This is a genomic window from Streptomyces sp. WM4235, assembly GCF_001279725.1.
Taxonomy (GTDB): Bacteria; Actinomycetota; Actinomycetes; order Streptomycetales; family Streptomycetaceae; genus Streptomyces.
The window spans coordinates 62,253-87,858 of the sequence record NZ_LGDE01000001.1 but is presented as its reverse complement, the minus strand read 5'-3'; the positions used below and the strand labels follow the sequence as shown (position 1 = coordinate 87,858).

Here is a 25,606-nt window from a genome sequence, read left to right as displayed (position 1 = left end):
CGGGCCCGGTGCCCCCGGCCCGCTCCGCGCGCTATCCTCGGGCGCCATGGAGCCCCCTGGTGACCACTCTCGCGCGCGGGTTCGGCTACGGGAGCCGGTCCCCGGCGAGTTGGGGTGGATCGTGTCGCGGCACGGCGCCCTGTACGCCGCCGAGTACGGCTGGAACCAGGAGTTCGAGGGCCTGGTGGCCGGGGTCGTCGCGCGGTTCGCCGAGGACCACGACCCCTATGTGGAGCGCGTCTGGATCGCCGAACTCGACGGCGAGCCGGTCGGCTCGGTGATGTGCGTACGCGAAGACGGACAGCCCGGCGCCGCGCGCCTGCGGCTGCTGCTGGTCGAGCCCGAGGCGCGCGGTCACGGCGTCGGCGCCCTCCTCGTCGACACCGTCGTCGCCTTCGCCCGCTCGGTCGGCTACCACGAGCTGGTGCTGTGGACGAACGACGTCCTGGAGTCGGCCCGTTCCCTCTACCAGCGGGCCGGTTTCACCCTGGTCGCCGAACGGCCGCACCGCTCGTACGGGGTCGCGCTCACGGGGCAGGACTGGCGGCTGCCGCTCCGGGAGCACCCACCGCGCTGAGGGGCGCGGCGGCGGGCGTACGGGGCTTCGCCCGCGCGGGCGACAGGGAGGTCAGGCCGACCCCGCCGACGAGGAGCACGGCGGCCAGCCAGCGCAGGCCGGAGACGGACTCGCCGAGGACCAGCGCGGCCGAGGACATTCCGAACACGGGCACCAGCAGCGAGAACGGCGCCACCGAGGAGGCCGGGTAGCGGCGCAGCAGGTAGCCCCAGGCGCCGAAGCCGAACACCGTCGACACCCAGGCGACGTAGCCGATGACGGCCGCCCCGGACCAGTCCAGGGCGCGCAGCGCGGCCAGGTCCCGTTCGGGCCCCTCCAGCAGCAGCGAGAGCGCGAGCAGCGGCAGCACCGGGACGGTGCACACCCAGACCATGAAGTTCAGCGCGTCGGGCGGGGCGGCCTTGCGGGTCAGCACGTTGGACACGCCCCAGCAGGCGGCGGCCGCGACGACCAGGACGAAGCCGAGCACCGGCCCGGAGGCGCCCCCGTCGGCGGCGGCGACGCCGATCCCTGCGAGCGCGACGAGCATCCCGATCAGCCGTACCCGGCCGGGCCGCTCGCGCAGCACGACGGTGGCGAGGACGGCGGTGAAGACGGCCTGGACCTGGAGGACCAGGGAGGAGAGGCCGGCCGGCATCCCGGCGGCCATGCCGGTGAACAGGAGACCGAACTTGGCGATGCCGAGGGCCACTCCGACGCCGATGACCCACTTCCAGGCGACCTTGGGCCGGCCGACGAGGAACACGGCGGGCAGCGCGGCGACGAGGAAGCGCAGGGCGGAGAGCAGCAGGGGCGGGAAGTGGCCGAGTCCGATCTCGATGACGACGAAGTTGAAGCCCCAGACGGCGGCGACGAGAACGGCGAGTGCGGTGTGTACGGGACGCATGATCCGAGCATCGACCCCCGGACCATGTAGCACCAGCGCGGATCTCTTCCGGGATGGATGAAGCATCGCTTACGAATGGTCGGGGTCTCGGGGCTACCCTGGGCCCATGCTCGATCTGGCCCGGCTGCGCGCCCTGCACGCCGTCTCCGTCCACGGTTCGGTCGCGGGCGCGGCGGCCGCACTCGGCTACACCCCCTCGGCCGTCTCCCAGCAGATCGCCAAGCTGGAACGGGAGACCCGCACCACGCTGCTGGAACGACGCGGCCGCGGGGTCGCCCTCACCGAGGAGGCCCGGCACCTCGCGGACACCGCGCGGGAGTTGCTGGCGATCGTGGAGCGCGCCGAGACCACGTTGGAGGAGCGGCGCGGGCAGCCGAGCGGGCTGCTGACGGTGGCCGCCTTCGCCTCGGCGGCGCGCGGCCTGCTGCCGGCGGTGCTGGCCGACCTGGCCGCCCGGCATCCGGCCCTGGACGTCCGCCTCACGGAGGTGGACCCCCACCTCTCGGTGGACCTGGTGGCCCGCGGGGTCACCGACCTGGCGGTGGCGCACGACTGGGACATCGCCCCGCTGCCGGCCCCCGAGGGCGTCGAGCAGGCCGTCATCGGGGACGACCCCTGCGAGCTGGTGGTGCCGGCCGGGCACCCGTTCACCGCGCGGGCCGTGATCCGGCGGGCGGACCTGGGCGGACAGCGGTGGGTGTGTCAGCCGCCGGGGCGGGTCTGCCACGACTGGTTGACCCGGACACTGCGCACCGCCGGGTTCGAGCCGGACATCGCGCACGTCGCCGAGGAGAACCACACCATCGTGGCGCTGGTCGCCGCCGGACTGGGCGTGGCCGTCGTACCGCGCCTGGGCACCGGCGCGCTGCCGCCGGGGGCGGTGGCCGTCCGGCTCGAACCGGGGCCGGTACGCAGGCTGTACGCCCTGTGGCGGACCGGGGCCGCCCGACGCCCGGCCATCACCGAGACGGTGCGCACGCTCCGGGAGCACTGGGTCGCGGCGGCCCCGGGGCCGGAGTCCGGGACCTGACGCGCGAGGCGGCCCGGCCGCGCCCGCCGCACCCCGTCCGGGGGACTCCGCGAGTGTCCGGGACTCCCCCGACGCGCCCCCGCAGTAGCGTCCGGCGGGTGTCGTACCACGCCTCCCGCCGGTCCCTGCTCGCCGCGGCCGCCCTGGCTGCCGTCACGGCCTCCGGGGCCGCCTCCGCGGCCTCGGGGGCCCGCCGCGCCCCGGACGACCCACGCGCCCCGGGAGAGGCCCCGGGCGGGCCCTGGGGGCATCGGCCCGACCGGGCCGCGCTGCGCCGGTTGGCGGCCGGGATGAGCCTTGCCGAGAAGGTCGGCCAACTCTTCGTGTCCCGGGTGTACGGGCATTCGGCGACCGACCCGGACCCGGCGGACGCCGAGCAGAACCTGACGCTCTTCGGGGTGCGCACCGCGGCCGAACTGGTCGCCCGCTACCACCTCGGCGGGATCGTCTACTTCGCCTGGGCCCACAACACCCGTGCGCCGCACCAGATCGCCGACCTGTCCAACGGCCTCCAGCGGGCGGCCGCGGACACCGGGGCCCGCGTCCCGCTGCTGCTCTCCACGGACCAGGAGCACGGCGCCGTCACCCGGATCGGCAAGCCGGCGACCCTGTTGCCGGGGGCGATGGCGCTGGGCGCGGGGGGTTCGGCCGCGCGGGCCCGCCGGGCCGCGCGGATCGCGGGCGTGGAGCTGGCCGCGATGGGCGTCCGGCAGGACTACGCACCGGTGGCCGACGTGAACGTCAACCCGGCCAACCCGGTGATCGGCGTACGGTCCTTCGGCTCCGACCCGCGCGCGGTGGCGGCCCTGGTCGCCGCCCAGGTCCGCGGTTACCAGGGGGCGGGGGTGGCCGCGGCGGCGAAGCACTTCCCCGGCCACGGCGACACCGAGACGGACAGCCACGTCGGGCTCCCGGTGATGCGGCACACCCGCGCCGTCTGGGAGGAGTTGGACGAGCCCCCGTTCCGCGCGGCGGTCGAGGCGGGAGTGGACGTCGTCATGACGGCGCACATCGTCTTCCCCGCGCTCGACCCGTCGGAGGATCCGGCGACGCTCTCCCGGCCGATCGTGACGGGCATCCTGCGCGAACGCCTCGGCTTCCGGGGGGTGGTGGTCACCGACGCCCTCGACATGGCCGGGGTCCGCCAGAAGTACGGGGACGACCGGGTCCCGGTACTGGCTCTCCGGGCGGGCTGCGATCAGCTGCTGAACCCGCCCGACCTCGCTCTCGCGCACCGCAGCGTGCTCGCGGCCGTGGAGTCGGGCGAGTTGACGGAGGCCCGGATCGAGGAATCGGTCCTGCGGATCCTGGAACTGAAGGCCCGCCGCGGGTTGTTCGAGAACCCGTACACCTCGGCCCGCGCGGTGGACGCCGCCGTCGGCACGCCCGCGCACCTGGCCGCCGCCGACGAGATCGCGGCCGGTACGACGACCCTGCTGGCCAATCCCGTGCGGTTGCTGCCCCTGGACCCGGCGCTCGCGCCGCGGCTGTTGGTGACGGGGACGGACCCGGTGTCCCCCTCGGGTACCACCGGGCCTCCCACGGAGGTACTGGCGCGGGAGCTGACCGCCCTGGGCTGCCGGGCGTCGACGGTTCCCCCGGGCCGCGCGGTCGCGGCGGCTCCGGGCAACGCGGCGGTGCTCGTGTGCACGTACAACGTCCCGGAGGGGGAGAGCCCGCAGCGCGCCCTGGTGACGGAACTGCTCGCGACCGGGGTTCCCGTGGTCGTGGTGGCGATCCGCAATCCGTACGACCCGGCCCGGCTGCCGACGTGTGCGGCGGAGGTGGCGACGTACTGCTGGACGGACGTGGAGATGCGGGCGGCGGCCCGGGTGATCACCGGCCGGCGGCGACCCGAGGGCCGTCTCCCGGTCCCGGTGCCGGGCCGCTACCCGCTGGGCCACGGGCTGACGTACGGGTAGGTCCCCGTACGCCGGCCCGCGGCCCCGAACCCTGCGGGAGGGTTACGGCCGCAGCTGCGGCTCGCGCTCCAGGTCCCGCTGGTCTAGCCGCGCGTCCGGCGAGGCCAGCGGCTTCGCCTTCGCCGAGTCGCCGAGCGCGGCGGCCGGGGCCACCCCGGCCCACTTCAGGATCCGCGCGGTCGCGAGGGCCTTCTCGCCCTCCTGGAGCTGCGCGACGTTCGCCCCGTGGTTGGCGCCCGGCGCGATCATCACGTAGCTGTCCTTGACCTTGTACCCGAGGTGGAAGGGCTCGGCGCCCCACGGGTCGTTCTGCCCGTACACGAACAGCATCTGGTTCGCGTTGTCGCGCACCCAGCGGTCCACGTCCGTCATGGCCCCCGGCTGGAAGGTCATCGGGATGTCGCGGGGCACGAAGTTGCGCGGCGGCTGGTAGCCGTAGCGGCTCAGGCCCTTGAGGTGCGGCTGCTTGATGTCGGGCGAACCGAGCTGGGTACCCGCCTGGTAGTAGTACGGCGTGTACGTCTCGAGTCCCTGGTCGGCGTAGGCCGAGAAGCCCGAGATCGCGTCGATCGTGTCCCAGATCTCCTGGTCGGAGGCGGTCGCGGCGGTCGGGATCGCGGCGCAGTCGGCCAGCAGGCTGTACTGCCAGAACGCCCAGCTGTAGTCGAGCACGACGGCCTCGTAGGCCTTGTCGAGGTTCCCGACGGTGGTGAAGGTCCAGCCGTTCTCGGTGGCGGCGGCGGCGTACTTGGCCTCCAGCGGAACGCGGCGGATCAGCGCCTCGCGCTGCACGTTGTTCAGCTTGTCGCGGCACTCCTTGGTGCCGACCTTGTTGAAGAACCGGTCGTAGGCCGAGTCCTCCTTGTTGTTGACGTCGTTCGGCGCGACGTAGGCGACGACGCCGTCCATGTCACGCGGGTAGAAACGCTCGTAGTACGTGGCCGTCATGCCGCCCTTGCTGCCGCCCGTGGCGATCCAGTTCTTGCTGTAGATCTTCTTGAAGGCGGTGAAGATGCGGTGCTGGTCGCTGGCGGCCTGCCAGATGTCCAGGTTGCCCCAGTTGGCCGGCTCGGGCCGGGAGGGCGTGAAGAATCGATACTCCAGGGACACCTGGTTGCCGTCGACTATGGTCGTCGGCTCGCTCCGGCGCGGGTTGGTGTTGACGTTGTAGCCGGACGTGAAGAAGACCGTGGGCCGGGACGTGTCCTTGTGCAGCAGGGTGAGGCGCTGCTTGAAGGTGCCCTTCGACGGGTTCCGGTGGTCGACCGGCTGCTCGTAGTTGAGTACGAAGAAGCGGTACCCGGGGTACGGCTTCTCCTCGATCAGACTCATCCCCGGGATGCCGAGGATCCGGTCCTTGATGTCCGTGGCGGCGGTCGGCCCCGCGGCGGTGGCCGCCTGGGCCGTGACACCGGCCGCGCCCATGGTGCCGATGAGCACCACGAGCGACAGCAGCCATCCGAGCGTCTTGCGCATTCACCCTCCCCTTGCGTTCACTTCGGTCGCCGTGAACCTAGCGGGGTCAACACGCCGCTGAACAGACCCGGTTGGATCGATCGGCCGCAATGTCGTGATCAAGCCACGGTCAGCACAGGATCCAGCCGGAAGAGGTCGATCCGGCGCCCACGCTCCCCTTGACGAACACGCAGCGGTTGATCGCGCCGACGGTGACGGGGCCCGCGTACCGGGTGTATCGGCCGGCGTCGCGCACCGGCACCCCGCCGCGCGGCTGGATGCTCACCGCCATCTCCCGGCGTTCGCCCGGCCGCGAGGCGACCGTGATCGCGCAGGCCTGGGTACGGCTCTTGTAGACCCGCACCTCGCCCGTCGAGAAGGGCAGGGTCTTGACCAGCTGCCCCCCGCACCCGGCGGTCGCCGCCTGCGCCGGGGGCGCCGCGACGACCCCTGTGACACCCAGCCACAGCGCCGCCCCGAACACCCCGAAGGTCACGGTCCGTGTCCGGCCGCGCCTGCTTCGCTTCTGCATCACGCTGGTCCCCCGATCCGACGCACGTCGTGCGCACGCACGTACGTACGACGCGCTGACCCCCCGGATGGTTGCACCCCACAAGGGCATCCCGAAGGGGCAGGTTCGTGCCCGAACAGGGCGTGCGGGGGCGGCTGTAGAGGCGCCGGCGGGCCCCCGCCGACGTCGGCGGCAGCGCGGCGCCGGCGGCCCGTGACAGGACGCGGGCGGGGTGTCGGGGAGCGGACGGGGAGTCAGGCCGCGGCCCGCTCGTCCTCCCCCGCGAAGGTCCGCCAGAGCTCGGCGTACCGACCGCCCCGCGCCAGGAGTTCACCGTGCGTGCCGTCCTCCACGACGCGGCCCCGGTCCATGACGACGACCCGGTCGGCCCGGGCGGCCGTGGTCAACCGGTGCGCCACGACGAGCGTGGTGCGCTTGCCGGCGAGCCGTTCCGTCGCCAGGTTGACCTGTGCCTCGGTGGCCAGGTCGAGGGCCGCGGTGGCCTCGTCGAGCAGCAGCACGTCCGGGTCGACGAGTTCGGCGCGGGCCAGGGCGATCAGCTGGCGCTGACCGGCCGACAGGTTGCGGCCCCGTTCAGCGACGGTGTGCAGGTAGCCGCCGTCGAGGGTGGCGATCATGTCGTGGGCGCCGACCGCGCGGGCCGCCGCCTCCACGTCGGCGTCGCTCGCCTCGGCCCGCCCGTAGGCGATGGCGTCGCGGACCGTCCCCGGGAAGAGGTACGACTCCTGGGGGACGACCCCGAGCCGGTGGCGGTACTCCGTCAGGTCGAGCTCCCGCAGGTCCACGCCGTCCGCGGTGACCCGGCCGCCGGTCGGGTCGTAGAACCGGGCCACGAGCTTGACCAGCGTGGACTTGCCCGCCCCGGTCTCGCCCACGAAGGCGACGGTCTGCCCGGCGGGTATCCGCAGGGTGATCCCGGCCAACGCGTCGCCCTTCGCCCCCCGCTCCTCGGCGGCCCCGTAGGCGAAGTGGACGTCCTCGAAGGCGACCTCGCCCCGAAGCCGGGGCAGCGCGCGCGGATCCGCCGGACGCGGAGTGGTGGTGGGCTCGCGCAGCAGGTCCTGGATCCGGCCCAGGGAGACGGTGGCCTGCTGGTACCCGTCGAACACCTGGGAGAGCTGCTGGACGGGGGCGAAGAACAGGTCGATGTAGAGCAGGTAGGCGACGAGCGCGCCGGTGGTGAGCGTGGCCGCCTCCACCCGGCCCGCGCCGGCGATCAGCACGGCCGCGGCGGCGCCCGAGGACAGCAGCTGCACGAACGGGAAGTAGACCGATATCAGCCACTGGCCGCGCACCCGGGCCTGGCGGTACGCGTCGCTGCGCTCGGCGAACCGGGCCGCGCCGTCGTGCTCGCGCCGGAACGCCTGGACGATGCGGAGCCCCGCCACGGACTCCTGGAGGTCGGCGTTGACGCTGCTGACCCGGTCGCGGGCCAGCTCGTACGCGGCGACCGACTTGCGGCGGAACACGATCGTGCCGACGACCAGCACGGGCAGGGTGGCGAAGACGATCAGGGCCAGCTCGACGTCGAGGACGAGGAGGGCCACCAGGATGCCGAGGAAGGTGAAGACGGAGACGACGGCGGTGACGAGCCCGGTCTGGAGGAACGTGGACAGCGCGTCGACGTCTGTGGTCATCCGCGTCATGATCTTGCCGGTCAGCTCGCGCTCGTAGTAGTCGAGGCCGAGGCGCTGGAGCTGGGCGAAGATCTTGACGCGCAGGGCGTACAGCACGCGCTCGCCGGTGCGCCCCGTCATGCGGGTCTCGGCGAACTGCGCGGCCCACTGTCCGATGACCACCAGGAGGGCCAGCCCGGACGCCACCCACACCGCGCCCAGGGCGGCCTGCTCGACGCCCTGGTCGATGCCGTGCCGGATCAGGATCGGCAGCAGCAGGCCCGCGCCCGCGTCGAGCGCGACCAGACCGAGGCTGATGGCGAGCGGCGCCCAGAAGCCGCCGAGCAGTCGGCGCAGACCGTAGCTCTCCTCGGCGGACGCGGCCCGGGTCTCGTCCACGGCGGGCAGGTCGTCGGCGGGCGGCAGCGCGGCCACCTGCGCGAGCAACTCGGGGGTCGCGGGCATCCCGGCGACCGCCCCGGCCATGGAATGCCCGGCTCCCGGGGCCCGCAGGCCCGTGCCCGCGGCGGGTCCGGCCGCCGCCTTGGCGTCGTCCTGGCGCTGCCAGAGTTCGGGGGTGATCCCGCCGGCGACCCGGCGCTTGGCGTTCACGGGCTCCGAGTCGATCTCCGCCTCGATCTCGATGTCCCGATCGATGTCGCGCTCGATGTCCCGCTCGACGTCCCGCTCGATCCCGCACTCGATGTCGCGTTCGAACTCGGTCATCGCGGGCGTCTCGCGGATGCGCGGGGAACCGCCGCCGAGGGCCTCGGGATCGGTCAGCAGCCTGCGGTAGAGGGGCGAGCGGCGCTCCAGCTCCTCGTGCGTGCCGATGTCGGAGAGCCGGCCCCGATCCAGTACCGCGATCCGGTCGGCCAGCGCGAGCGTGGACCGGCGGTGGGCGATGAGCAGGGTCGTACGGCCGGCCATCACGGCCCGCAGCGCCTCGTGGATCTCGTGCTCGACCCGGGCGTCGACGGCGGACGTCGCGTCGTCGAGGAGCAGCAGCCGGGGGTCGGTGAGGATGGCGCGGGCGAGCGCGACGCGCTGGCGCTGCCCCCCGGAGAGGGTGAGGCCCTGTTCACCGACCGTGGTGTCGTACCCGGCGGGCAGCTCCCGGATGAACCCGTCGGCCTGCGCGGCCAGCGCGGCGGCCTCGATCTGCGCGTCGGTGGCGTCGGGGCGCCCGTAGGAGATGTTGGCGCGGAGGGTGTCGGAGAACAGGAACGAATCCTCGGGCACCAGGCCGATCGCGCCGCGCAGCGAGTCGTAGGTCAGGTCGCGGACGTCGTGCCCGCCGACGCGGATGGTGCCGCGGTCGGCGTCGTAGAAGCGCGGCAGCAGCAGCGAGACGGTGGACTTGCCGCTTCCGGAGGCGCCGACGAGGGCGACGGTCTCTCCTTCCCGGATGGCGAGCGAGAACCCGTCGAGCACCGGGCGCGCCGGGTCGTAGCCGAAGGCGACGTCCTCGAACTCCACGGTGGCGGGGGCGTCGGCGGGCAGCTCCCGCTCTCCCTCGCGGATCACGGGCTCGGTGTCGATGAGCTCGAAGACGCGCTCGGCGCCGGCGCGGGCCTGCTGGCCGACGGTGAGGACCATGGCGAGCATGCGGACAGGACCGACGAGCTGCGCGAGGTAGGTGGAGAAGGCGACGAACGTGCCGAGGGTGACCTGCCCCTTGGTGGCCATCCAGCCGCCGAGGGCCAGGATGGCGACCTGCCCGAGCGCGGGCACGGCCTGGAGGGCCGGGGTGTAGCGCGAGTTGAGCCGGATGGCCCGCATCCGTCCGCCGAACAGCCTGCGGCCGGCTTCGCGGAGCTTGCCGGTCTCCTGCTCCTCCTGCCCGAAGCCCTTGACGACGCGGACGCCGGTCACGGCCCCGTCGACGACACCGGCGACCGCGGCTGCCTGGGCCTGCGCGTACCAGGTGGCGGGGAAGAGCTTCTTGCGGCTGCGCTTGGCGATGAACCACAGCACGGGGGCCATGAGCAGGGCGACCAGGGTCAGCAGCGGCGACAGCCACAGCATGATGCCCAGGGATATCCCGAAGAGCAGGAAGTTCCCGATGGTCATGGGCAGCATGAACAGCAGGCCCTGGATGAGCTGGAGGTCGCTGGTGGCGCGACCGATGACCTGGCCGGTCGACAGCTCGTCCTGACGGCGGCCGTCGAGGCGGGTGATCGCGTCGTACATGTCGGTGCGCAGGTCGTGCTGCACGTCGAGCGCGAGCCGGCCGCCGTAGTACCTGCGTATGTACGTCATCACGTACACGAGCGCGGCCGCGCCTATGAGCATCCCCGCCCACGGGCCCATGGGCCGGCTCTTGTCACCTATGACGTCGTCGAGGATGATCTTGGTCACCAGTGGCACGAGCGCCATGACGGCCATGCCGCCCAGCGAGGACCCGAGCGCGAGCAGCACATTGAGCCGGTACCGCCAGGTGTAGGCGGCCAGCCTCCTGCCCCAGCCCTGTTTCTCCCCTGCCGCCGTCTGCGCCGCCGCCACGTGGTGCCTCCCCGTTGGTTCGTTCCTGCCGCCTCACCCAACGCGCCGACCGGCGGATTTCATCCCGCCGCAACAATCGCACTCCCGTCCGGGGACGGCACGCGAGCCGCACCCGACGGTGGGAGGGGGCCTGGGGCTAGGCGTCGAACGCGTACTCCAACACGTACGCGGACGAGTCGAGGACCATCTCGTTGACCTCGACGACCCGCCCGTCGGCGGCGAAGGCGGTACGGACGACCAGGACGACGGGAGTGCCCGTCCCGAGCCGCAGCGCGGCGGCCTCCTCGGGGCTGGGCATGCGCGACCGGACCTCCTCGCGGAACCGGGTCGGGGCGTGGCCGAGGTCGGCGAGGCGGGCGTAGATGCCGCCCTCGCCCGAGTCGGGCTCGGTGATGGGCGTCCCGGTGACGAGGGCGGCTTCCAGGTGAGAGGTGGCGAGCATGACGGGCTTCCCGTCGAGCAGGAACCTGCGGCGACGGACGCATGCGGGTGCGCCGGCGGTGATACCGAGTGCGACTGCCATCGCGTCCGAGGCCGGTTCCTCCGTGACCCCGATGAACTCGACCTCGGGGTCACGCCCCTTGGCGTCCGCGGCCCAGATGGATCCGCCCGCACCCCAGACCTCGACGGACAGCCGCTGGATTCCGCGACGCCTGATGACGACACGGAAGTGGCGCACGAACACCCCGGCACCTTTGCGCGCCTCGGCCAGTCCCTCCGCCTGGAGCACTCCGAGCGCCTGCCGTGCGGTCATCCGGGCGACCCCGTAGGTGACCATCAGGTCGCTCTCACCGGGCAGCCGGTCCCCGGGGCCGTACTCGCCCGAGGCGATGGCGTCCTTCAAAGCGGCGGCCATGCTCTGGTACTTGGGTTGCCGCCCGACGGCCTTTCTCGGCATGAGCCCCTCCCTGATCACGCCACGCAGCCTAGAGGGCCCACCGGTCACGGACGGGCATCTTCGCCCCATATCCGCCGGCCGCGAACATATCTAGACATCTCCCGGCGGCGGTACTCGTCGAGCGCTTCACTGGTGACCTATCTAGACATGTGAGGTGGAGATGAACCAGCCCCCTACGGCCCAGGAATTCTGGATCCTGCCACGCGGCCCCCACGCCCCCGGCAGGGCACGAGCCCTGCTGCGGGAACGGTTCGACGGGTGGAACGTGGCCGGAGAAGCGGCCGACACGGCCGAGCTGCTGCTCTCCGAGCTGGTCACCAACGCCGTACGCCACGCCCACGCGCCGCACGGCAGGGACATCGGGGTCCGGCTAGCGCGGTACGACGACGTGGTCCGGGTGGAGGTGTCCGACGCGGGTCCCGCCGTCACCCTCGCGCCCCGGGCCGCCGGAGAGTCGGACGAGCGCGGCCGGGGGCTCGCCATCGTGGAGGCACTGGCGGTGCGGTGGGGTCAGTGCCCCCGGGCTCACGGGATCGGCAAGGCCGTATGGGCCGAGATCCCCGTCAAGGGGTAGACAGCGGCTTCACCACCGGGGCCTTCGCGAGGGGCTTGTTCTCGCAGCCGAGGGCTTCGGTGACGCGGCGGGTCATGAGGTACGTGAGGGTCATCCGCTGGTCCTTGGTGGCCTGGTCCGCGACCGGCCGGGACGGGCGGAAGGAGAACATGGCGTCCGCCGAGAGCCGCACGTTCCGCGACTGCGCACCTAGTTCACCAGGCAGGTCGCACTGGACGAGCAACGTGGCCCCGCTGTCGCTCGCCACACCGCCCGCACCGTTCCATGCGTAGGACGCGCTGCTGGGTGAAACGGGCACGTCGGAGGTCGCCCGAGGGGACCAACCGAACGAGAAAATCGCATAGGCGCCGCGCTGCCGGTCATCCATCTCGTACCGGCACGCGGCGTTGAAGTACGAGTCCTTCCCCGGCCGCATGCGCTGTACCGCCCACTTCGTCTTGTCCACCAGAGCGCTCGTGGACTTGTAGGCCTTCGTCTCGAAGTCCTCGGTGGCGAGGATCCCCCGCACCAGCGCTTCCTCCTCCGAAGAGGCGCTGATCCCGCACGGGTTCGCCGCCTCCGCCTCGGAGTCGCCCGAGGTACACGACGCCAGCGACAGTACACAGACGAGCGCGGCCGTCGAGCGCCCGAGAGTCTTCATCACGTCACGGCTTGAGGTGCGCACGAGCAGCCTCCCGTCCCGAGGTGAACCCCTCGCCCGCCTCGTTCTTCGCGTGACCGAACGCGGGATCGTGGGTGATGTTCCGATCACGTCCCCACACATCGAACAGTTCGTTGGTTCCCTGCAGGCCAGCTCCGTAGTTGTTGCTGGAATCCTGCTTGCTCTTCCCCTCGGCCTCGTCTTTGATGCCTTCGACCCACTCGTACTTAAGCGAGTCGATCAGTGAGCCACCGACCGTGCCCACGACCGGGATCTCACCGATGAGCCCGTTCGCGACGGCAGCCGTGTGTTCGGACGTGCCCTCCGCCCACTGGACCTTGTCGTCTTCCCTGTCCTTGTAGACGTCGGCACCGATGCCGTTGAGCGCGCCGTTGGCCACGCCGATGCCGTGGGCGCGGTTGTCCCAGTCCGCGCTCACACCGTGCAGGTCGCCCTTGTACGGTGCCGCGGTGGCGAGTTGTTCCGCCGAGTACGCCCGCTCCGCCTCGACCATCAGGGCGTAGGCCGGGCCGTCGTCCGCGATACCGCGCATCACCCGGATCAGGCTGCCCTGGCCTACCGCGATCTGGGCCTTGTCACCCGACCCGTGGATCGAGTCGCTCCCGCTGACCATCCCCAGGTCGGATTCCTGGCCACCCAGGATGAGGTGCGTGTCGGACACGTAGTCGACCAGCGCCTTCGCCATCGGTTGGCGCAGGCCCTCCAGGTCCTCCGGGAACTCGTCGCCGCCCATCTCGTCGTCGAGGAGGCGGACCGCGTTGTGCATGACCCGGGCCTGGCCCTCGGTGTGGGGGCCGGGCGGGCCCAGCTTCTCGCCGTCGACGTGGCCGGTGGCCGCCGCCTGGATGGCCGCGCCGAGGCCCGCCGTCTTGTCGCCGTGCATCTCGATCGGAGGGCCGACGGCGGTCGAGATCCAGGGGTCCGGCATGTCGCGGTCCTTGAGCAGGTACTTCAGGTGCTCGTTCTTGTTGCCCGCCGCGTCGGGGTCGAGGAAGTACGTCGCCGAGTCCGGGTCCTTGGCCATGATGCCCAGGAGACCGTCCAGCGGGTCGGAGATCAGGTTGGGGCGCTGGGGGTCGTAGGCGTGGTCGTACATGTGGGGCTTCGACTTCTCGGCCTCGATCATGCCGTTGCCGAGGTCGTTGAGGAACTGCTTGCCGTAGCCGTCGCCGTTGGCCATGAGGGTGACCAGCGACTGGTACCCGTACGTCGGCCGCGCGCCCTTGGCCACCAGTTCGGGGCCCAGCTCCTTGAGGCCGTCGACGAACGGCTTGTAGGCGTAGCTCCCGGGGTCCTTCGTGCCGGAGGCGACCGTCGAGGCGAGGCCGGAGTTGATCGACTCGTAGAGCTTCTTGTCGGCCGCGGACGCCCCGCGGTCGTTGGCCGCCAGGTTCATCTGGTCGGCGAGGTGCAGGGTGTCCTTCGCGCCGAGGGCGTGCAGGTACGCCTCGCTGAAGTGCTTGTCGTCGCCGTTCTGCCTGAGGATGTCGTTGTAGTGCCGCAGTTCCTCCGGAGAGGCCTTGCCGTCGCGGACCTTCGAGGTGAGCGCGAGGGCCTCCACGGCCTCGACGTCGCCGACCGGCTTGGAGTTGAAGCCGAACATCGCGGTCCCGTCGGCCCCCGACGCGTTGAGCAGGGCGGTCTTGACGTCGGCGTCGAACTCGGTGACCGCCTTGACCGCGTCCCCGATCCGGCGCGTCCAGGACCGCTCGACCTCGGGGAGGTCCGGGTCGTGCCGGATCGCCTTCGCGGTGTTGGCGTCGACCTTGCTGAAGTCGTAGCTCGCGATGCCGTGGTCGGAGACCTTCATGCCGGCGGCCTCGGCGTCCGCCACGGCGGACTTCACCCGGCCCTTGAGGTCCGTGAACCGGGTGTGCGCGTCACGGAGCAGCGACTCCATGGCCAGCGCCTCCTTCTGCGCGGAGGCGAACTCCCTTCGCGTCATGCCCGCGTTGGTGGCGGCGGTCTGCGCGCTGGAGCCCATCCAGCCGTTGCCGGCGGACACGCTCTGGACCTCGTCCTTGTAGACGTCCTCCATGGTCTTGAACTGGGTCGCCATGGCCTTCCAGCCGTCGGCGGCCGTGGTCAGCGCGGAGAGGTCCGTCTGAACGATCTCGGAATAGCTCGGCATGCCGTCTCCCCCTACAGTCCCGCGACCTTGGACTGCCCCGGCTGGAAGCTGCGGCCCGTCAGCTGGTCGTTGCCGGTGAACAGGTTCGAGGCCCCGCGCAGCGCGGTCTTCTCCGAATTGAGCCTGGCCATCAGGCGTTTCACCTGGTCGTCCCAGTGCGCGTGCGCCTTCGTCAGGCCCGCTGCCGTGTCCCAGCCGGTGAAGGCCTTGACGGCGGTCTTCGTCGGTTCGTCGGCCACGTCCGCCGCCTTCTTCGTGCCGGGCTGCAGGACGTTCTCGATGGTGTTGGCCGCCTTCTTCTTCGCGGGCGGGGCCGTCGCGAGGGTGCCGGGGATGCCCGGCGTGGTGGATCCGCCCGGATCGGCGGCGAGTTGGTTCAGCCGCATCCTCGGGGACGGGCCCTCGGGCGCGCCCTGCCCGCCAGCGTTCCACTCCTGCTCGAACGACACTGTTTCCCCCGCGTGTTCCGACTCGGCCCCCCGGGCCCTGTGTGCCGGATCCGCCGCGTGTCGCATCCCTGCGCGTCGGATCCCCTGCGTGTTGGATCACGGGCAGCCTACCCAGCCGCCACAAGAGGCCCCCACAGGGCGGTGGAAGCGCGGGGAACCCGTGTACGAAGCGTGTACGAACCGTGCCGGGAGCGGCCTGGAACCCGTGCCGAGAGCAACCTGGCCGGGAGCAACCTAGAGGTGCGTCGGGGCGAACATCCGCAGGGCCGTCGGGAGGACCAGGACCGACGGGCCGGGGGCGGCCAGGCTCTTGGCGAGGTCCTCGCGGAGGGTCTCCGGGGTGGTGGTGGCCGCCGGTACGCCGAAGGAGGCGGCCAGGGCGACGAAGTCGGGGCGGGTGAGTTCGGTACCCGTCGAGCGGCCCTCGAAGGCGGAGGTCATGTACTCGCGCAGGATGCCGTAGCCGCCGTCGTCCACGATCAGCCAGGTGACGTCGAGGTCGTGCTGCCTGGCGGTGGCCAGCTCCGCGAGCGAGTACATCGCGCCGCCGTCGCCCGAGACGGCCAGGACCGGGGTGCCCGGTTCCGCGACGCAGGCGCCGAGGGCCGCCGGGAAGGCGTAGCCGAGGCCGCCCGCGCCCTGGGCCGAGTGCATGGTGTTGGGGTGTTTGGCGTCGAAGGCGGACCAGGCCCAGTAGGACAGGATCGTCATGTCCCAGAAGGACGGGGAACGGGCGGGCAGGGCGGCGCGGATCGACGTCAGGAGCCGCTGCTCCAGGGTCAGGTCCTGCTCCGCGAGTCGGGCCGCGATGGCGGACAGGACCAGGCGCACACGCTCCGGCGCCGTCGGGTCAGGGCGCTCGGACACCGTCTCCAGAAGGGCCTGGAGGGCGAGTCGGGCGTCGGCGTGGATGCCCAGGCCCGCGTGGTTGGACTCCAGCTTCCCGAGGTCCGCCTCGATCTGGACCACCCGGCCCTCGGGGAAGAAGGTGTGGTAGTTCGAGGAGAGTTCGCCGAGCCCCGAGCCCACGACGAGCAGGACGTCGGCGTCCTCCAGGAAGTCCGTCATGTGGCGGTCCTCCAGCCAGGACTGGAGGGACAGCGGGTGCGTCCACGGGAAGGCGCCCTTGCCGCCGAAGGTGGTGACGACCGGGGCGTTCAGGCGTTCCGCGAGCTGCTTGAGCTTGCCGGCCGCGTCGGAGCGCACGACCCCGCCGCCCGCGATGATCACCGGGCGTTCGGCGTTCTCCAGCCAGTGCGCGGCCACGGCGGTGAGCTCCGGGCGCGGGGCGAGCTCGTGCGGGGTCGCGTCCACGCCCGTGACCTGCGGGATCAGGGTCTCGGCGCGCAGTACGTCCTCCGGGATCTCCACCCAGACGGGCCCGTGCGGGGCGGTCAGCGCCGACTCCCAGGCCTCGGCGACGACCGAGGGGATCTGGGAGGGCGTGCGGGCGATGTGGACGGACTTCACGACCTCGCGGAACGACGCGGCCTGGTCCCACAGTTCGTGCAGGTGCCCGCGCCGGCCCCCGCCGAGGCCCGCGGTCGGGACCTGGGAGGAGATGGCCAGGACGGGCGCGGAGGCGGCCGCGGCCTCCGCGAGGGCGGGCAGGGCGGTCAGCGCGCCCGGCCCGGTGGACAGCAGCAGCGGGACGGCCTCGCCGGTGAGCCGGCCGTACGCGTCGGCGGCGAAGGCCGCGTTGTTCTCGACCCGCAGCCCGACCAGCCGCAGATCGGACCGCCCCACCGCGTCGAACATCGCCAGGGCGTGCTGCCCCGGCAGCCCGAACACGGTGGTGGCGCCGAGCGAACGCAACGTCTCCACGACCAGGTCCCCGCCCGTCCGCCCCGGGGGCGGCGCGAGGGCCGCCGCCTTCTGGGCTTCGGTGGGACGGAGTACCAGGTCGTGGTCGTGCGTCACTTCGCTTACTTGCCCTTCGCCTGCGCGATCTGTCGCGACATGATCGTGGTCAGCTCGTACGCGGTGTGCGAGGCCGCGACCGAGGTGATCTCGGCGTGATCGTACGCCGGGGCGACCTCGACCACGTCGGCGGAAACGAGGTTGCAGGAGGACAGTCCGCGGATGATCTCCAGCAGCTCGCGGGAGGTCATGCCGCCCGCCTCCGGGGTGCCGGTGCCGGGGGCGTGCGCCGGGTCCAGCACGTCGATGTCGATGGAGATGTACAGCGGGCGGTCCCCGATGCGCTGGCGGAGCTGGTCGGCGACCTCGTCGGCGCCGCGCCGGTAGACGTCGGCGGAGGTCACGATGCCGAAGCCCATCTTGGCGTCGTCGGTCAGGTCCTGCTTGCCGTACAGCGGGCCGCGGGTACCGACGTGCGAGAGCGCCTCGGTGTCGAGGATGCCCTCCTCGACGGCGCGGCGGAACGGGGTGCCGTGCGTGTACTCGGCGCCGAAGTAGGTGTCCCAGGTGTCGAGGTGCGCGTCGAAGTGGAGCAGCGCGACCGGGCCGTGCTTCTTGGCGACCGAGCGGAGCAGCGGGAGGGCGATGGTGTGGTCGCCGCCGAGGGTCATCAGGCGGGAGCCGGCGCCGAGCAGTTCGTCGGCGGCGGCCTCGACCTGGTCGACGGCCTCGTTGATGTTGAAGGGGTTCACGGCGATGTCGCCGGCGTCGGCGACCTGGGCGAGCGCGAACGGGGAGGCGTCCTGCGCCGGGTTGTACGGGCGCAGCAGGCGCGAGGCCTCGCGGATGGCGTTGCCGCCGAAGCGGGCGCCCGGGCGGTAGGAGACACCGGAGTCGAAGGGCACGCCGACGACGGCCACGTCGGCCGAGCCGACCTCGTCGAGGCGGGGCAGCCGGGCGAAGGTCGCGGGGCCCGCGTAGCGCGGGATGCGGGAGGAGTCGACGGGTCCGCGCGGCTGCGTGCTCATCAGGGGGTGCCTTCCGGAGGGGGTGTGCGGTCCTTCGAGCGTAAACGGACATCCCGGGGTCACGAAGTGTACGTTTCATCCATCCGGACCCCTCGATCCATACGGAGTATCCATGCCGCGCCTGGTGCAGGAGCAGCAGCCGCCCACCCCCGGCGTGGAGCTGGGGGCCCTGCTCGCGGACCGGGAGCTGGGGCTGCGCACGCTCGCGGCGGGTGGCGGGGGGACCACGGCCCCTTCGGCGCTCCCGACCCCCGCGGCCTCCGTGCACGCCGTCCACGCCTCGGAGATGCCGGATCCGTCCCCGTACCTGCTCGGCGGGGAACTGCTGCTGACGGCAGGCGCCTGGCTGGGCCGGGACGACGGGCCGGGGGCGGGGAGCGAAGCGGACGGCGGGGCGCGGGCCCCGGCCGACGGGGCGCCGGGCGGGGCGGAGCGGGGCGCGGCGAGCGCGCTGCGGTACGTCGAGCGGCTCGTACGGGCCGGGGTGGCCGCGCTCGGCTTCGGTGTCACCCCCGTGCACGGGACCGTGCCGCAGGGGCTGACGGACGCCTGCGCCGCGCTCGGGCTGCCGCTCGTCGAAGTCCCGCCGGGCACCCCCTTCACGGCGGTGGCCCGCGCCGTCTGGCGGCTGATGGCGCAGGCCCGTACGGCCGAGCTGCGCCGGGTCGCCGAGGCCCAGCAGTCGCTGGCGGCCGCGGCGGCGCGCCCCGACCCGGTCCCGTCGGTCCTGGCCAGGCTGGCCACCGCCCTGTCCGGGCACGCGGCCCTGGTCACCCCGGGCGCGCCCGACCGCTCCGCCGGACGAACGGTCCCCGAGCGGGCCCGGGAGGCGTTGGCGGCCCTGGCCCGCCACGTGGGCGCGCCCGGACCGGCCACCGCCACCGACCAGGCGGCCGGCTGGCACCTGTCGGTGTACGCCCTGGGACGCCGCCCGACCGGCGCCTCCACCGACCCGCCGGGCGCCGGGACCGGCGCGGGGCCGGGGCCGGGCACGGGGACCGGCGCCCCCACTCCCCCCGCCGACCCCGGCTCCCCCGCACCACAGGCCGCCTCCGCTCCCCCCGGGCCGGTGCTCGCCCTGGCGACCCCGCTGCGCGCCCCGGGCGACCAGACCATCGCCTCGATCGCCGCCGTGCTGCTGACCCTGATCACCGCCGACCGGCCCGGCGGGTCCGGCGAGGCGGCCGCCCTCACCCGGCTGCTGCTCGGCGCCACCCCCGCCCAGGCGCTCGGGCCCGGCCCGTGGACGGCGGTGCACGCCCGCGGCGGCGGCGACCCCGCCGCCTTGGCCGCCGCGCTCGGCACCCCGCTGTACGCCGCCGAGGGCACCCTCGTACGCCTCCTCACCCGGCGCGATCCCGGTCCCCGGCCGGGCTGGCGGCTCGGGGCGAGTTCGCCCGCGCCGGCCGACCCCGCGGCGCTGGCCGCCGCCGACGCGCAGGCCGCCCGCGCCCTCCAGCGCGCCGAGAGCGCCCGCGCGCCCCTGGCCCGGCACGCGGACACCGGTGTGGCCGGGCTGGTGGGCGAGGCCGAGGCCCGCGCACACGCCGAGGCGGTGCTGGCGCCGCTGAGCCCCGTGCTGCGGGAGACCCTGCGCGGCTGGCTGGCCCATCACGGCAGCTGGGACCGGACCGCGGCGGCTCTGGGCGTGCACCGCAACACGGTCCGCCAGCGCATCGCCCGCTGCGCGGCCCTGTTGGAGCGGGACCCCGACGACGCGGACGTACGGATGGAGTTGTGGTTCGCCCTGCGCTGGGCCGCCGCGCCCCCGGCGGGGTCCCCGCCGCCCGTCCCCCGGGACTGACGGCCCGGACCGGACCGAAACCGCAGCCGGGTCGTCGACCTCGACCGGGCCGACGGTCGCGACCGGACCGACGGCAGCGGCCGGGCCGACGATCGCAGCCGGAGACCCATGCCCCGGCCGGATCGGCGTTCGCGAAGGGAGCACGGGGGCAAGGGAGTTGGGATCCCGGGGGCACCTGCGCCGACGCCCCGCGCGGCAACGGGGCCGCCCCGGCTCCGGTCGCCGCACGCATACCCCGGACATACGCTGGACTCACCGGAGGCGGCGGGGGTCGCCGACCGGATCTCGTCTCGCCGATGGCCACTTGGCGCCATCGCCCCGAGCCGGCCGTGCGGCCCGTCACCGGGACCGCCCCCACGTGCGCCGGACCTTCCCGCATGCCCCCGTGCGACCAGGAGGTCGCCATGAACCACACCCGGACACACCGCCGCGCCACGGCCGCCGCCTCGGCGGTCCTGATGGCCGGAGGCCTACTGCTGGCGACGGGCACCTCGGCGACCGTCGCCGCCTCCGCGAGCCTCCCGTCGGCGGTCAGCCCGGCCGAGCAGCAGGCCATGCTCGCCCAGACGAACAGCGTCCGCCAACAGAACGACCAACCGCCCCTCAGCTGGGACGGCGGCCTCGCGAACCAGGCCCAGGATTGGGCCGACGACCCGAAGTCCTCCGAGGGAGGTGAGCTGCACCACAGCTCGCTCAACGTCGCCGAGAACATATCGAGCGTCGGACCGGACGGAGCCGTCGGCCAGTGGGCCTCGGAGAAGGCCGCTTACGACGCGGCGGGACCCGACCACGACACCAGCAGCGAGTCGTACCGGAATTGGGGCCACTACCACAACATGGTCCAGCCCAACTACACGAAGATGGGCTGCGGCGCGAGGAGCGAAGCGGAAGTCCAGGGCGGCTGGGTCACCGTGTGCCACTACTCCTGACCCACCGACCGCCGCCCACCCGACCGCCGCCCACCCGACCGGCGGCCCCCTCGGCCAGGGCGACGCGGGATCGCGACCGAACCGCACGCACCCACGCACCCCCTCCGATCCCCCCCCCGTTCGACCGATCGCGCGCAGCGCCCGGCAGACCCGTGCCGGGCGCTGTGCGCCGCACGACGGACCACCTCTCTGGACGGATGGACAACTCGCCGGTAACTTTGTATGAGCAAGCGCTTAGACATAAGCGGCGGACCGCCGCGACGAAGGGAGTCCGGCCGTGCGCCGTACCGTTTTCAACGAGGACCACGAGGCGTTCCGCGAGACCATCCGGGACTTCATCGAGACCGAGGTCGTGCCGGTCTACGACGACTGGTTCCAGGCCGGTCAGGCACCCCGCGAGTTCTACTACAAGCTCGGTGAGCTGGGCATCTTCGGCATCAACGTGCCCGAGGAGTTCGGTGGCGCGGGCCTGGACACCCACAAGTTCGAGGCCGTCCTCTACGAGGAGACCTCCCGCGCGGGCGTCAACTTCGGCGGCTCCGGCGTGCACGTGCTGCTCGCCCTGCCCTACATCAAGATGCTGGCCGACGACGAGCAGAAGAAGCGCTTCCTGCCGAAGTTCGTCACCGGCGAGGAGATGTGGGCGCTGGCGATGACCGAGCCCGGCACCGGCTCCGACGTCGCGGGCATGAAGACCACCGCGAAGCTCTCCGAGGACGGCACGCACTACGTCCTGAACGGCTCCAAGACCTTCATCACCGGTGGCGTGCACGCCGACCGGGTGATCGTCTGCGCCCGTACCTCCTCCCCGCGCGAGGACGACCGTCGCTTCGGCATCTCCCTCTTCGCCGTGGACACCAAGTCCGCGGGCTACTCGATCGGCCGCAAGCTCGACAAGCTGGGCCTGCGCACCTCCGACACCGCCGAGCTGGCGTTCGTCGACGTGAAGGTCCCGGTCGAGGACCTGATGGGCGAGGAGAACAAGGGCTTCTACTACCTCGGCGCGAACCTACCCTCCGAGCGCTGGGGCATCGCCTTCGGCGCGTACGCCCAGGCCAAGGCCGCCGTCCGGTTCGCCCAGCAGTACGTGACGGACCGCACCGTCTTCGGCAAGCCGGTCGCGCACTTCCAGAACACCAAGTTCGAACTGGCCTCCTGCCAGGCCGAGGTGGACGCGGCCGAGGCCGTCGCCGACCGCGCCCTGGAGGCCCTGGACGCCGGTGAGCTGACCGCCGCCGAGGCCGCGTCCGCGAAGCTGTTCACGACCGAGGTCGCGCACCGCGTCATCGACAAGTGCCTCCAGCTGCACGGCGGTTACGGCTACATGAACGAGTACCCGATCGCCCGCCTGTACGCCGACAACCGCGTGAACCGCATCTACGGCGGCACCAGCGAGGTCATGAAGTCCATCATCGCCAAGTCCATGGGCCTGTAGGGGATTCCGGACCCCTCGCGGGACCTACCCTTCCCCCCATGAACGAGGCTCTGACGACGCTCCTCGATCTGCTCGACCTGGAGCAGATCGAGGAGAACATCTTCCGCGGTACCAGCCGTTCGGCGCTGGTACCGCGCGTCTTCGGCGGACAGGTCGCGGCCCAGGCGCTGGTCGCGGCCGGTCGGACCGTGCCCGAGGACCGCACCGCGCACTCGCTGCACTCGTACTTCCTGCGCGCCGGCGACCCCGGCGCGCCCATCGTGTACTCGGTGGACCGGATCCGCGACGGGCGCTCCTTCACCACCCGCCGGGTGGTGGCCGTCCAGCACGGCCAGCCGATCTTCCACCTCTCCGCGTCGTTCCAGACGTACGAGGAGGGGCTGGACCACCAGACGGCGATGCCGGACGCCCCCGATCCCGAGACCCTGCCCACCGCCGCCGAGGCCCTGCCCGCGTACCGGGGCGTCTTCCGCGACCCGGACACGGTGGAGCGGCTGATCGAGGCACGGGGCGCGGTGGACCTCCGGTACGCGACGACCCCTCCGTGGGGCAGTGTCGGGCAGCCGGTCGAACCGCGCTCGCAGGTGTGGTTCCGCACCGCCGGGAAGCTGGAGAGCGACGACGCCCTGCTGCACACCTGCCTGGCCACCTACGTCTCGGACATGACCCTGCTCGACTCGGTGCTGCTCGCGCACGGCCGGGGCGGCTGGGCCGTCGGCGACGTGGTGGGTGCCTCGCTGGACCACGCGATGTGGTTCCACCGGCCGTTCCGCGCCGACGAGTGGCTGCTGTACGACCAGGAGTCCCCCTCGGCCGCCGCCGGCCGGGGTCTGGGGCAGGCCCGTATCTGGACCCAGGACGGGCGGCTGGCCGTCACCGTCATCCAGGAGGGCGTGGTGCGCGTCCCGCGCGGCTGAGTCCGCGTCCCGCGCGGGCGAACGAACGGGCCGGCGGACGGGCGGGCTGGACCGAGGCGCGGCCCCGTTTCCTCAGTCCCACCAGAACCCCCAGGTCCGCGCGCCGACAACGGCCTCGTCCGCGTAGGCGTGCACGCTGCCGGAGCCCTGCCAGACGTTGTCGGGGCAGAACGCGAAGTGCTCGGCGGCGACGGGGAGGGCGGCGGCCCGCGTCGCGGGCGGGGCGGCCACCGAGAGGTGGAGTTCGTCGAAGCCGAGGGCGAGGACGCGGGCGCCGTAGCGGTCTTCCCAGGAGCGCAGGACGGTGCTGACGCGAGCCGTGTCGTTCTCGTGGTTCAGCGGGCCGCGCCACCCCATCGCCGTGGGCGCGTCCGCCCCCCGGGCCGCCGGTATCAGGGCGAGTCGGGGGCTCGGCAGGACGCCCTCCCGGATCAGCTCGTCGGCCCGGGCGACGGCCTGTTCCTCCGGGTCCCCGTCCGGGACCCCGGGCTCGGCGAGCCCCGGCCACTCCCGGCCGAAGGGCGCGATCAGCTCCGCGCCCTCGGCTCCCTCCTCGGGGTCGGGGACCACCCCGGCCCAGTACGCGCGCAGGACCGGCTCCACGTGGTGGTCGTCGGGTGCGGACATCTCGCGGGGCCGCAGCTCGCCGCGGGTCCACCAGCTCTCCAGGCCGCGGCGGCCCTGGAACAGCACCGCCTGGAGGCCGGCCGCCCCTGCCGGGCCGCGGTGGACGGCGAGCGCTCCGGGGCCCACGGGCTCGTCGGAGACCCACACGAGCGGGGACCGGCGCGCGAACCGGCGGCCGGGCCCGTCGATCACCGTGCCGGGCGGCAACGCGAGCCCCAGGGAGCGGCCTTGCGGGTCGGCGGCCAACACGGACAGCGGGTTCGGCGTCTTAGTCATGGGGGCGACCGTAGGCGCCGACACTGACAACGCCCGTCCGTCCGGGCGCCGTTGCCGGTCGGGGCGAAAGGGACGGCCTACGCCTTGAGCTTGGCCCAGATCGCGCCGAGCGCGGCGATGTCCGCGTCGTCGAGCCGGTCGTCGAAGACCTCGGCGAGGGCCTCCCGGCGGGTGGCGTCCGCCTCCCGGAAGGCGCGCCGGCCCGCGTCGGTCAGGGCGATCCGCACGGAGCGCGCGTCGGTCGGGGAGGGTATCCGCTCGACGAGGCCGCGCGCCTGGAGCGAGTCGGCGACCCGGGAGACCTGGCTGCGACTGAGCAGGGTCCTGGCCCCCAGCTCGGAGGAGGCGACCGGCTCCTGCTGGGCGTGGAGCCACAGCATCACCTCGAACCACGAGAGCGGCAGGTCGTGCCGGCGGGTGAGGGCCTGGTCGACCCGGGCGGTGAGGGTGGTGCCGGCCCAGACCAGGCCGTAGAAGGCGTGGTCGCGGGGGGTGAGTCCGCCCATGGAGAGCTCGTTGTGCGCCATGTCGAGGAGCCTACCTAATTGCGTGCACACGCACACATGGCTAATGTGTGTGTGCACGCACAGAAATACGGAAACCCTCAGGAGACCCCCATGTCCGCCACCCCCACCCCCACCGGCCCCAAGGTCGTCCTCATCACCGGCACCTCCACCGGCATCGGTCTGGCCGCCGCGGTCGCCGCCGCCCGCGCGGGCCTGCACACCGTCGCCACCATGCGCGACACCCGCCGCGCCGACGCCCTGCTGGAGGCGGCCGACGAGGCCGGCGTCTGCGACCTGATCCAGGTCAAGCCGCTCGACGTGACGGACGCCGACTCCGTGGCCCGCTGCGTGGCCGAGGTCGTCGCCGAACACGGACGGCTCGACGCGGTGGTGAACAACGCGGGCGCCGGGTTCGTCGGCACGATCGAACAGCACGGCATGGAGCCGGTCCGGGCCGCGATGGAGGTCAACTACTTCGGCGTCGTCGAGGTCACCCGGGCGGCGCTCCCCCACCTGCGCGCCTCGGGCGGCCGGGTCATCACGGTGACGAGCGTCGGCGGCATGATCGGCCAGCCGTTCAACGAGGCGTACTGCGCGGCCAAGTTCGCCGTCGAGGGCTTCATGGAGTCGCTCGCCCCGGTCGTCGCCACCACCGGCGTCCAGGTGGCCGTCGTCGAACCGGGCGCCGTCACCAGCGAGTTCGTCGCCACCATCGGGGTCGACGTACCGACCCTGCTCACCGAGGCCGGACCGTACGCCCCCGCGCTCCAGGCCTACCTCGGGCGCACCTCGCAGGCCTACGACCACGCCCAGACCTCGGCCGAGGCCGCCGCCCCCGTCGTCGAGGCGCTGACCGCGGAGCGGATGCCGTTCCGGGTGCAGACCTCCGACTGGGCGCGGGACTTCGTCGGCATCAAGCTGGCGGACCTCGACGGTTCGGCCGTCCAGGACTTCACCGGCGGTTGGCTGAAGTGACCACACCCGCGGC

21 protein-coding genes are annotated in these 25,606 nt (G+C 72.9%); 9 read left to right on the top strand and 12 right to left on the bottom strand.

What is annotated here, in order from left to right; all coding sequences use genetic code 11:
• Window positions 1-46 precede the first annotated feature (46 nt).
• Window positions 47-577 (top strand): GNAT family N-acetyltransferase, encoded by a 531-nt coding sequence (locus tag ADK55_RS00385; protein ID WP_053674768.1) that lies wholly within the window; start codon window positions 47-49, stop codon window positions 575-577.
• On the opposite strand, the gene ADK55_RS00380 is transcribed toward ADK55_RS00385, so the two are convergent.
• Window positions 528-1,463 carry an EamA family transporter gene (locus tag ADK55_RS00380; RefSeq protein ID WP_053674766.1) on the bottom strand — a complete coding sequence of 312 codons (936 nt, stop codon included), beginning with the start codon at window positions 1,461-1,463 and terminating at the stop codon, window positions 528-530. The two genes, ADK55_RS00385 and ADK55_RS00380, sit on opposite strands and share 50 nt — an antisense overlap.
• Before the next feature lie 106 nt (window positions 1,464-1,569).
• Between ADK55_RS00380 and ADK55_RS00375 the strand changes: the two genes are divergently transcribed.
• Window positions 1,570-2,493, top strand: a complete 924-nt coding sequence (locus ADK55_RS00375; protein WP_053674764.1) for a LysR family transcriptional regulator — start codon at window positions 1,570-1,572, stop codon at window positions 2,491-2,493.
• A gap of 98 nt (window positions 2,494-2,591) precedes the next feature.
• Complete coding sequence (locus tag ADK55_RS00370; protein ID WP_053674763.1) at window positions 2,592-4,415, top strand: glycoside hydrolase family 3 protein; 1,824 nt, start codon at window positions 2,592-2,594, stop codon at window positions 4,413-4,415.
• A 42-nt stretch (window positions 4,416-4,457) separates the two neighbouring features.
• Here the strand turns inward: ADK55_RS00370 and ADK55_RS00365 are convergent, their stop codons facing one another.
• From ADK55_RS00365 to ADK55_RS00350, 4 genes are all read right to left on the bottom strand, one after another.
• A complete protein-coding gene (locus tag ADK55_RS00365) occupies window positions 4,458-5,891 on the bottom strand; it encodes a S28 family serine protease (protein ID WP_053674761.1) in 1,434 nt (477 codons plus the stop codon).
• A 109-nt stretch (window positions 5,892-6,000) separates the two neighbouring features.
• On the bottom strand, window positions 6,001-6,402 hold the full coding sequence (locus ADK55_RS00360) for a hypothetical protein (protein ID WP_063839414.1): 402 nt from the start codon (window positions 6,400-6,402) through the stop codon (window positions 6,001-6,003).
• 233 nt (window positions 6,403-6,635) lie between these two features.
• The gene (locus tag ADK55_RS00355; protein WP_053674757.1) at window positions 6,636-10,523 is read right to left on the bottom strand and encodes an ABC transporter ATP-binding protein; all 3,888 of its coding nucleotides are present in this window, start codon (window positions 10,521-10,523) and stop codon (window positions 6,636-6,638) included.
• 136 nt (window positions 10,524-10,659) lie between these two features.
• A complete protein-coding gene (locus ADK55_RS00350) occupies window positions 10,660-11,421 on the bottom strand; it encodes a GntR family transcriptional regulator (RefSeq protein WP_053674755.1) in 762 nt (253 codons plus the stop codon).
• A 160-nt stretch (window positions 11,422-11,581) separates the two neighbouring features.
• Here ADK55_RS00350 and ADK55_RS00345 point away from each other — a divergent pair, with 160 nt between their 5' ends.
• Window positions 11,582-11,995: an ATP-binding protein gene (locus ADK55_RS00345; RefSeq protein WP_053674753.1), complete on the top strand. Its 414-nt coding sequence runs from the start codon at window positions 11,582-11,584 to the stop codon at window positions 11,993-11,995.
• Here ADK55_RS00345 and ADK55_RS00340 read toward each other — a convergent pair.
• From ADK55_RS00340 to speB, 5 genes are all read right to left on the bottom strand, one after another.
• Window positions 11,985-12,659 carry a hypothetical protein gene (locus tag ADK55_RS00340; protein WP_159041243.1) on the bottom strand — a complete coding sequence of 225 codons (675 nt, stop codon included), beginning with the start codon at window positions 12,657-12,659 and terminating at the stop codon, window positions 11,985-11,987. The two genes, ADK55_RS00345 and ADK55_RS00340, sit on opposite strands and share 11 nt — an antisense overlap.
• Entirely contained in the window at window positions 12,640-14,787 is a 2,148-nt protein-coding gene (locus ADK55_RS00335; protein WP_053674749.1) for a DUF6571 family protein, read from the bottom strand. The genes ADK55_RS00340 and ADK55_RS00335 overlap by 20 nt, the downstream gene beginning before the upstream one ends.
• An 11-nt stretch (window positions 14,788-14,798) precedes the next feature.
• Window positions 14,799-15,236, bottom strand: a complete 438-nt coding sequence (locus ADK55_RS00330) for a hypothetical protein (protein WP_234349834.1) — start codon at window positions 15,234-15,236, stop codon at window positions 14,799-14,801.
• 234 nt (window positions 15,237-15,470) lie between these two features.
• Window positions 15,471-17,156 carry a thiamine pyrophosphate-binding protein gene (locus ADK55_RS00325; RefSeq protein WP_053674746.1) on the bottom strand — a complete coding sequence of 562 codons (1,686 nt, stop codon included), beginning with the start codon at window positions 17,154-17,156 and terminating at the stop codon, window positions 15,471-15,473.
• Window positions 17,157-17,161: 5 nt separating this feature from the next.
• Window positions 17,162-18,124: an agmatinase gene (gene speB / locus ADK55_RS00320; protein WP_053674744.1), complete on the bottom strand. Its 963-nt coding sequence runs from the start codon at window positions 18,122-18,124 to the stop codon at window positions 17,162-17,164.
• Between the two features lie 112 nt (window positions 18,125-18,236).
• Here speB and ADK55_RS00315 point away from each other — a divergent pair, with 112 nt between their 5' ends.
• The 4 genes from ADK55_RS00315 to tesB all read left to right on the top strand — a co-directional run bounded on the left by ADK55_RS00315 (window position 18,237) and on the right by tesB (window position 23,209).
• A complete protein-coding gene (locus tag ADK55_RS00315) occupies window positions 18,237-19,928 on the top strand; it encodes a PucR family transcriptional regulator (protein ID WP_053674742.1) in 1,692 nt (563 codons plus the stop codon).
• 404 nt (window positions 19,929-20,332) lie between these two features.
• Window positions 20,333-20,857, top strand: coding sequence for a CAP domain-containing protein (locus ADK55_RS00310; RefSeq protein ID WP_053674741.1), 525 nt, complete (start codon window positions 20,333-20,335; stop codon window positions 20,855-20,857).
• 277 nt (window positions 20,858-21,134) lie between these two features.
• Entirely contained in the window at window positions 21,135-22,292 is a 1,158-nt protein-coding gene (locus tag ADK55_RS00305) for an acyl-CoA dehydrogenase family protein (protein ID WP_053674738.1), read from the top strand.
• Window positions 22,293-22,330: 38 nt separating this feature from the next.
• Entirely contained in the window at window positions 22,331-23,209 is an 879-nt protein-coding gene (gene tesB / locus ADK55_RS00300) for an acyl-CoA thioesterase II (protein WP_053674737.1), read from the top strand.
• Window positions 23,210-23,281: 72 nt separating this feature from the next.
• Here the strand turns inward: tesB and ADK55_RS00295 are convergent, their stop codons facing one another.
• Both ADK55_RS00295 and ADK55_RS00290 read right to left on the bottom strand, forming a co-directional pair.
• A complete protein-coding gene (locus ADK55_RS00295) occupies window positions 23,282-24,112 on the bottom strand; it encodes a DUF4253 domain-containing protein (RefSeq protein ID WP_053674734.1) in 831 nt (276 codons plus the stop codon).
• A 77-nt stretch (window positions 24,113-24,189) separates the two neighbouring features.
• Window positions 24,190-24,639, bottom strand: a complete 450-nt coding sequence (locus ADK55_RS00290) for a MarR family winged helix-turn-helix transcriptional regulator (protein WP_053674732.1) — start codon at window positions 24,637-24,639, stop codon at window positions 24,190-24,192.
• 90 nt (window positions 24,640-24,729) lie between these two features.
• On the opposite strand from ADK55_RS00290, the gene ADK55_RS00285 reads away from it, so the two are divergent.
• A complete protein-coding gene (locus tag ADK55_RS00285; RefSeq protein WP_053674730.1) occupies window positions 24,730-25,593 on the top strand; it encodes an SDR family NAD(P)-dependent oxidoreductase in 864 nt (287 codons plus the stop codon).
• Window positions 25,594-25,606 lie beyond the last annotated feature (13 nt).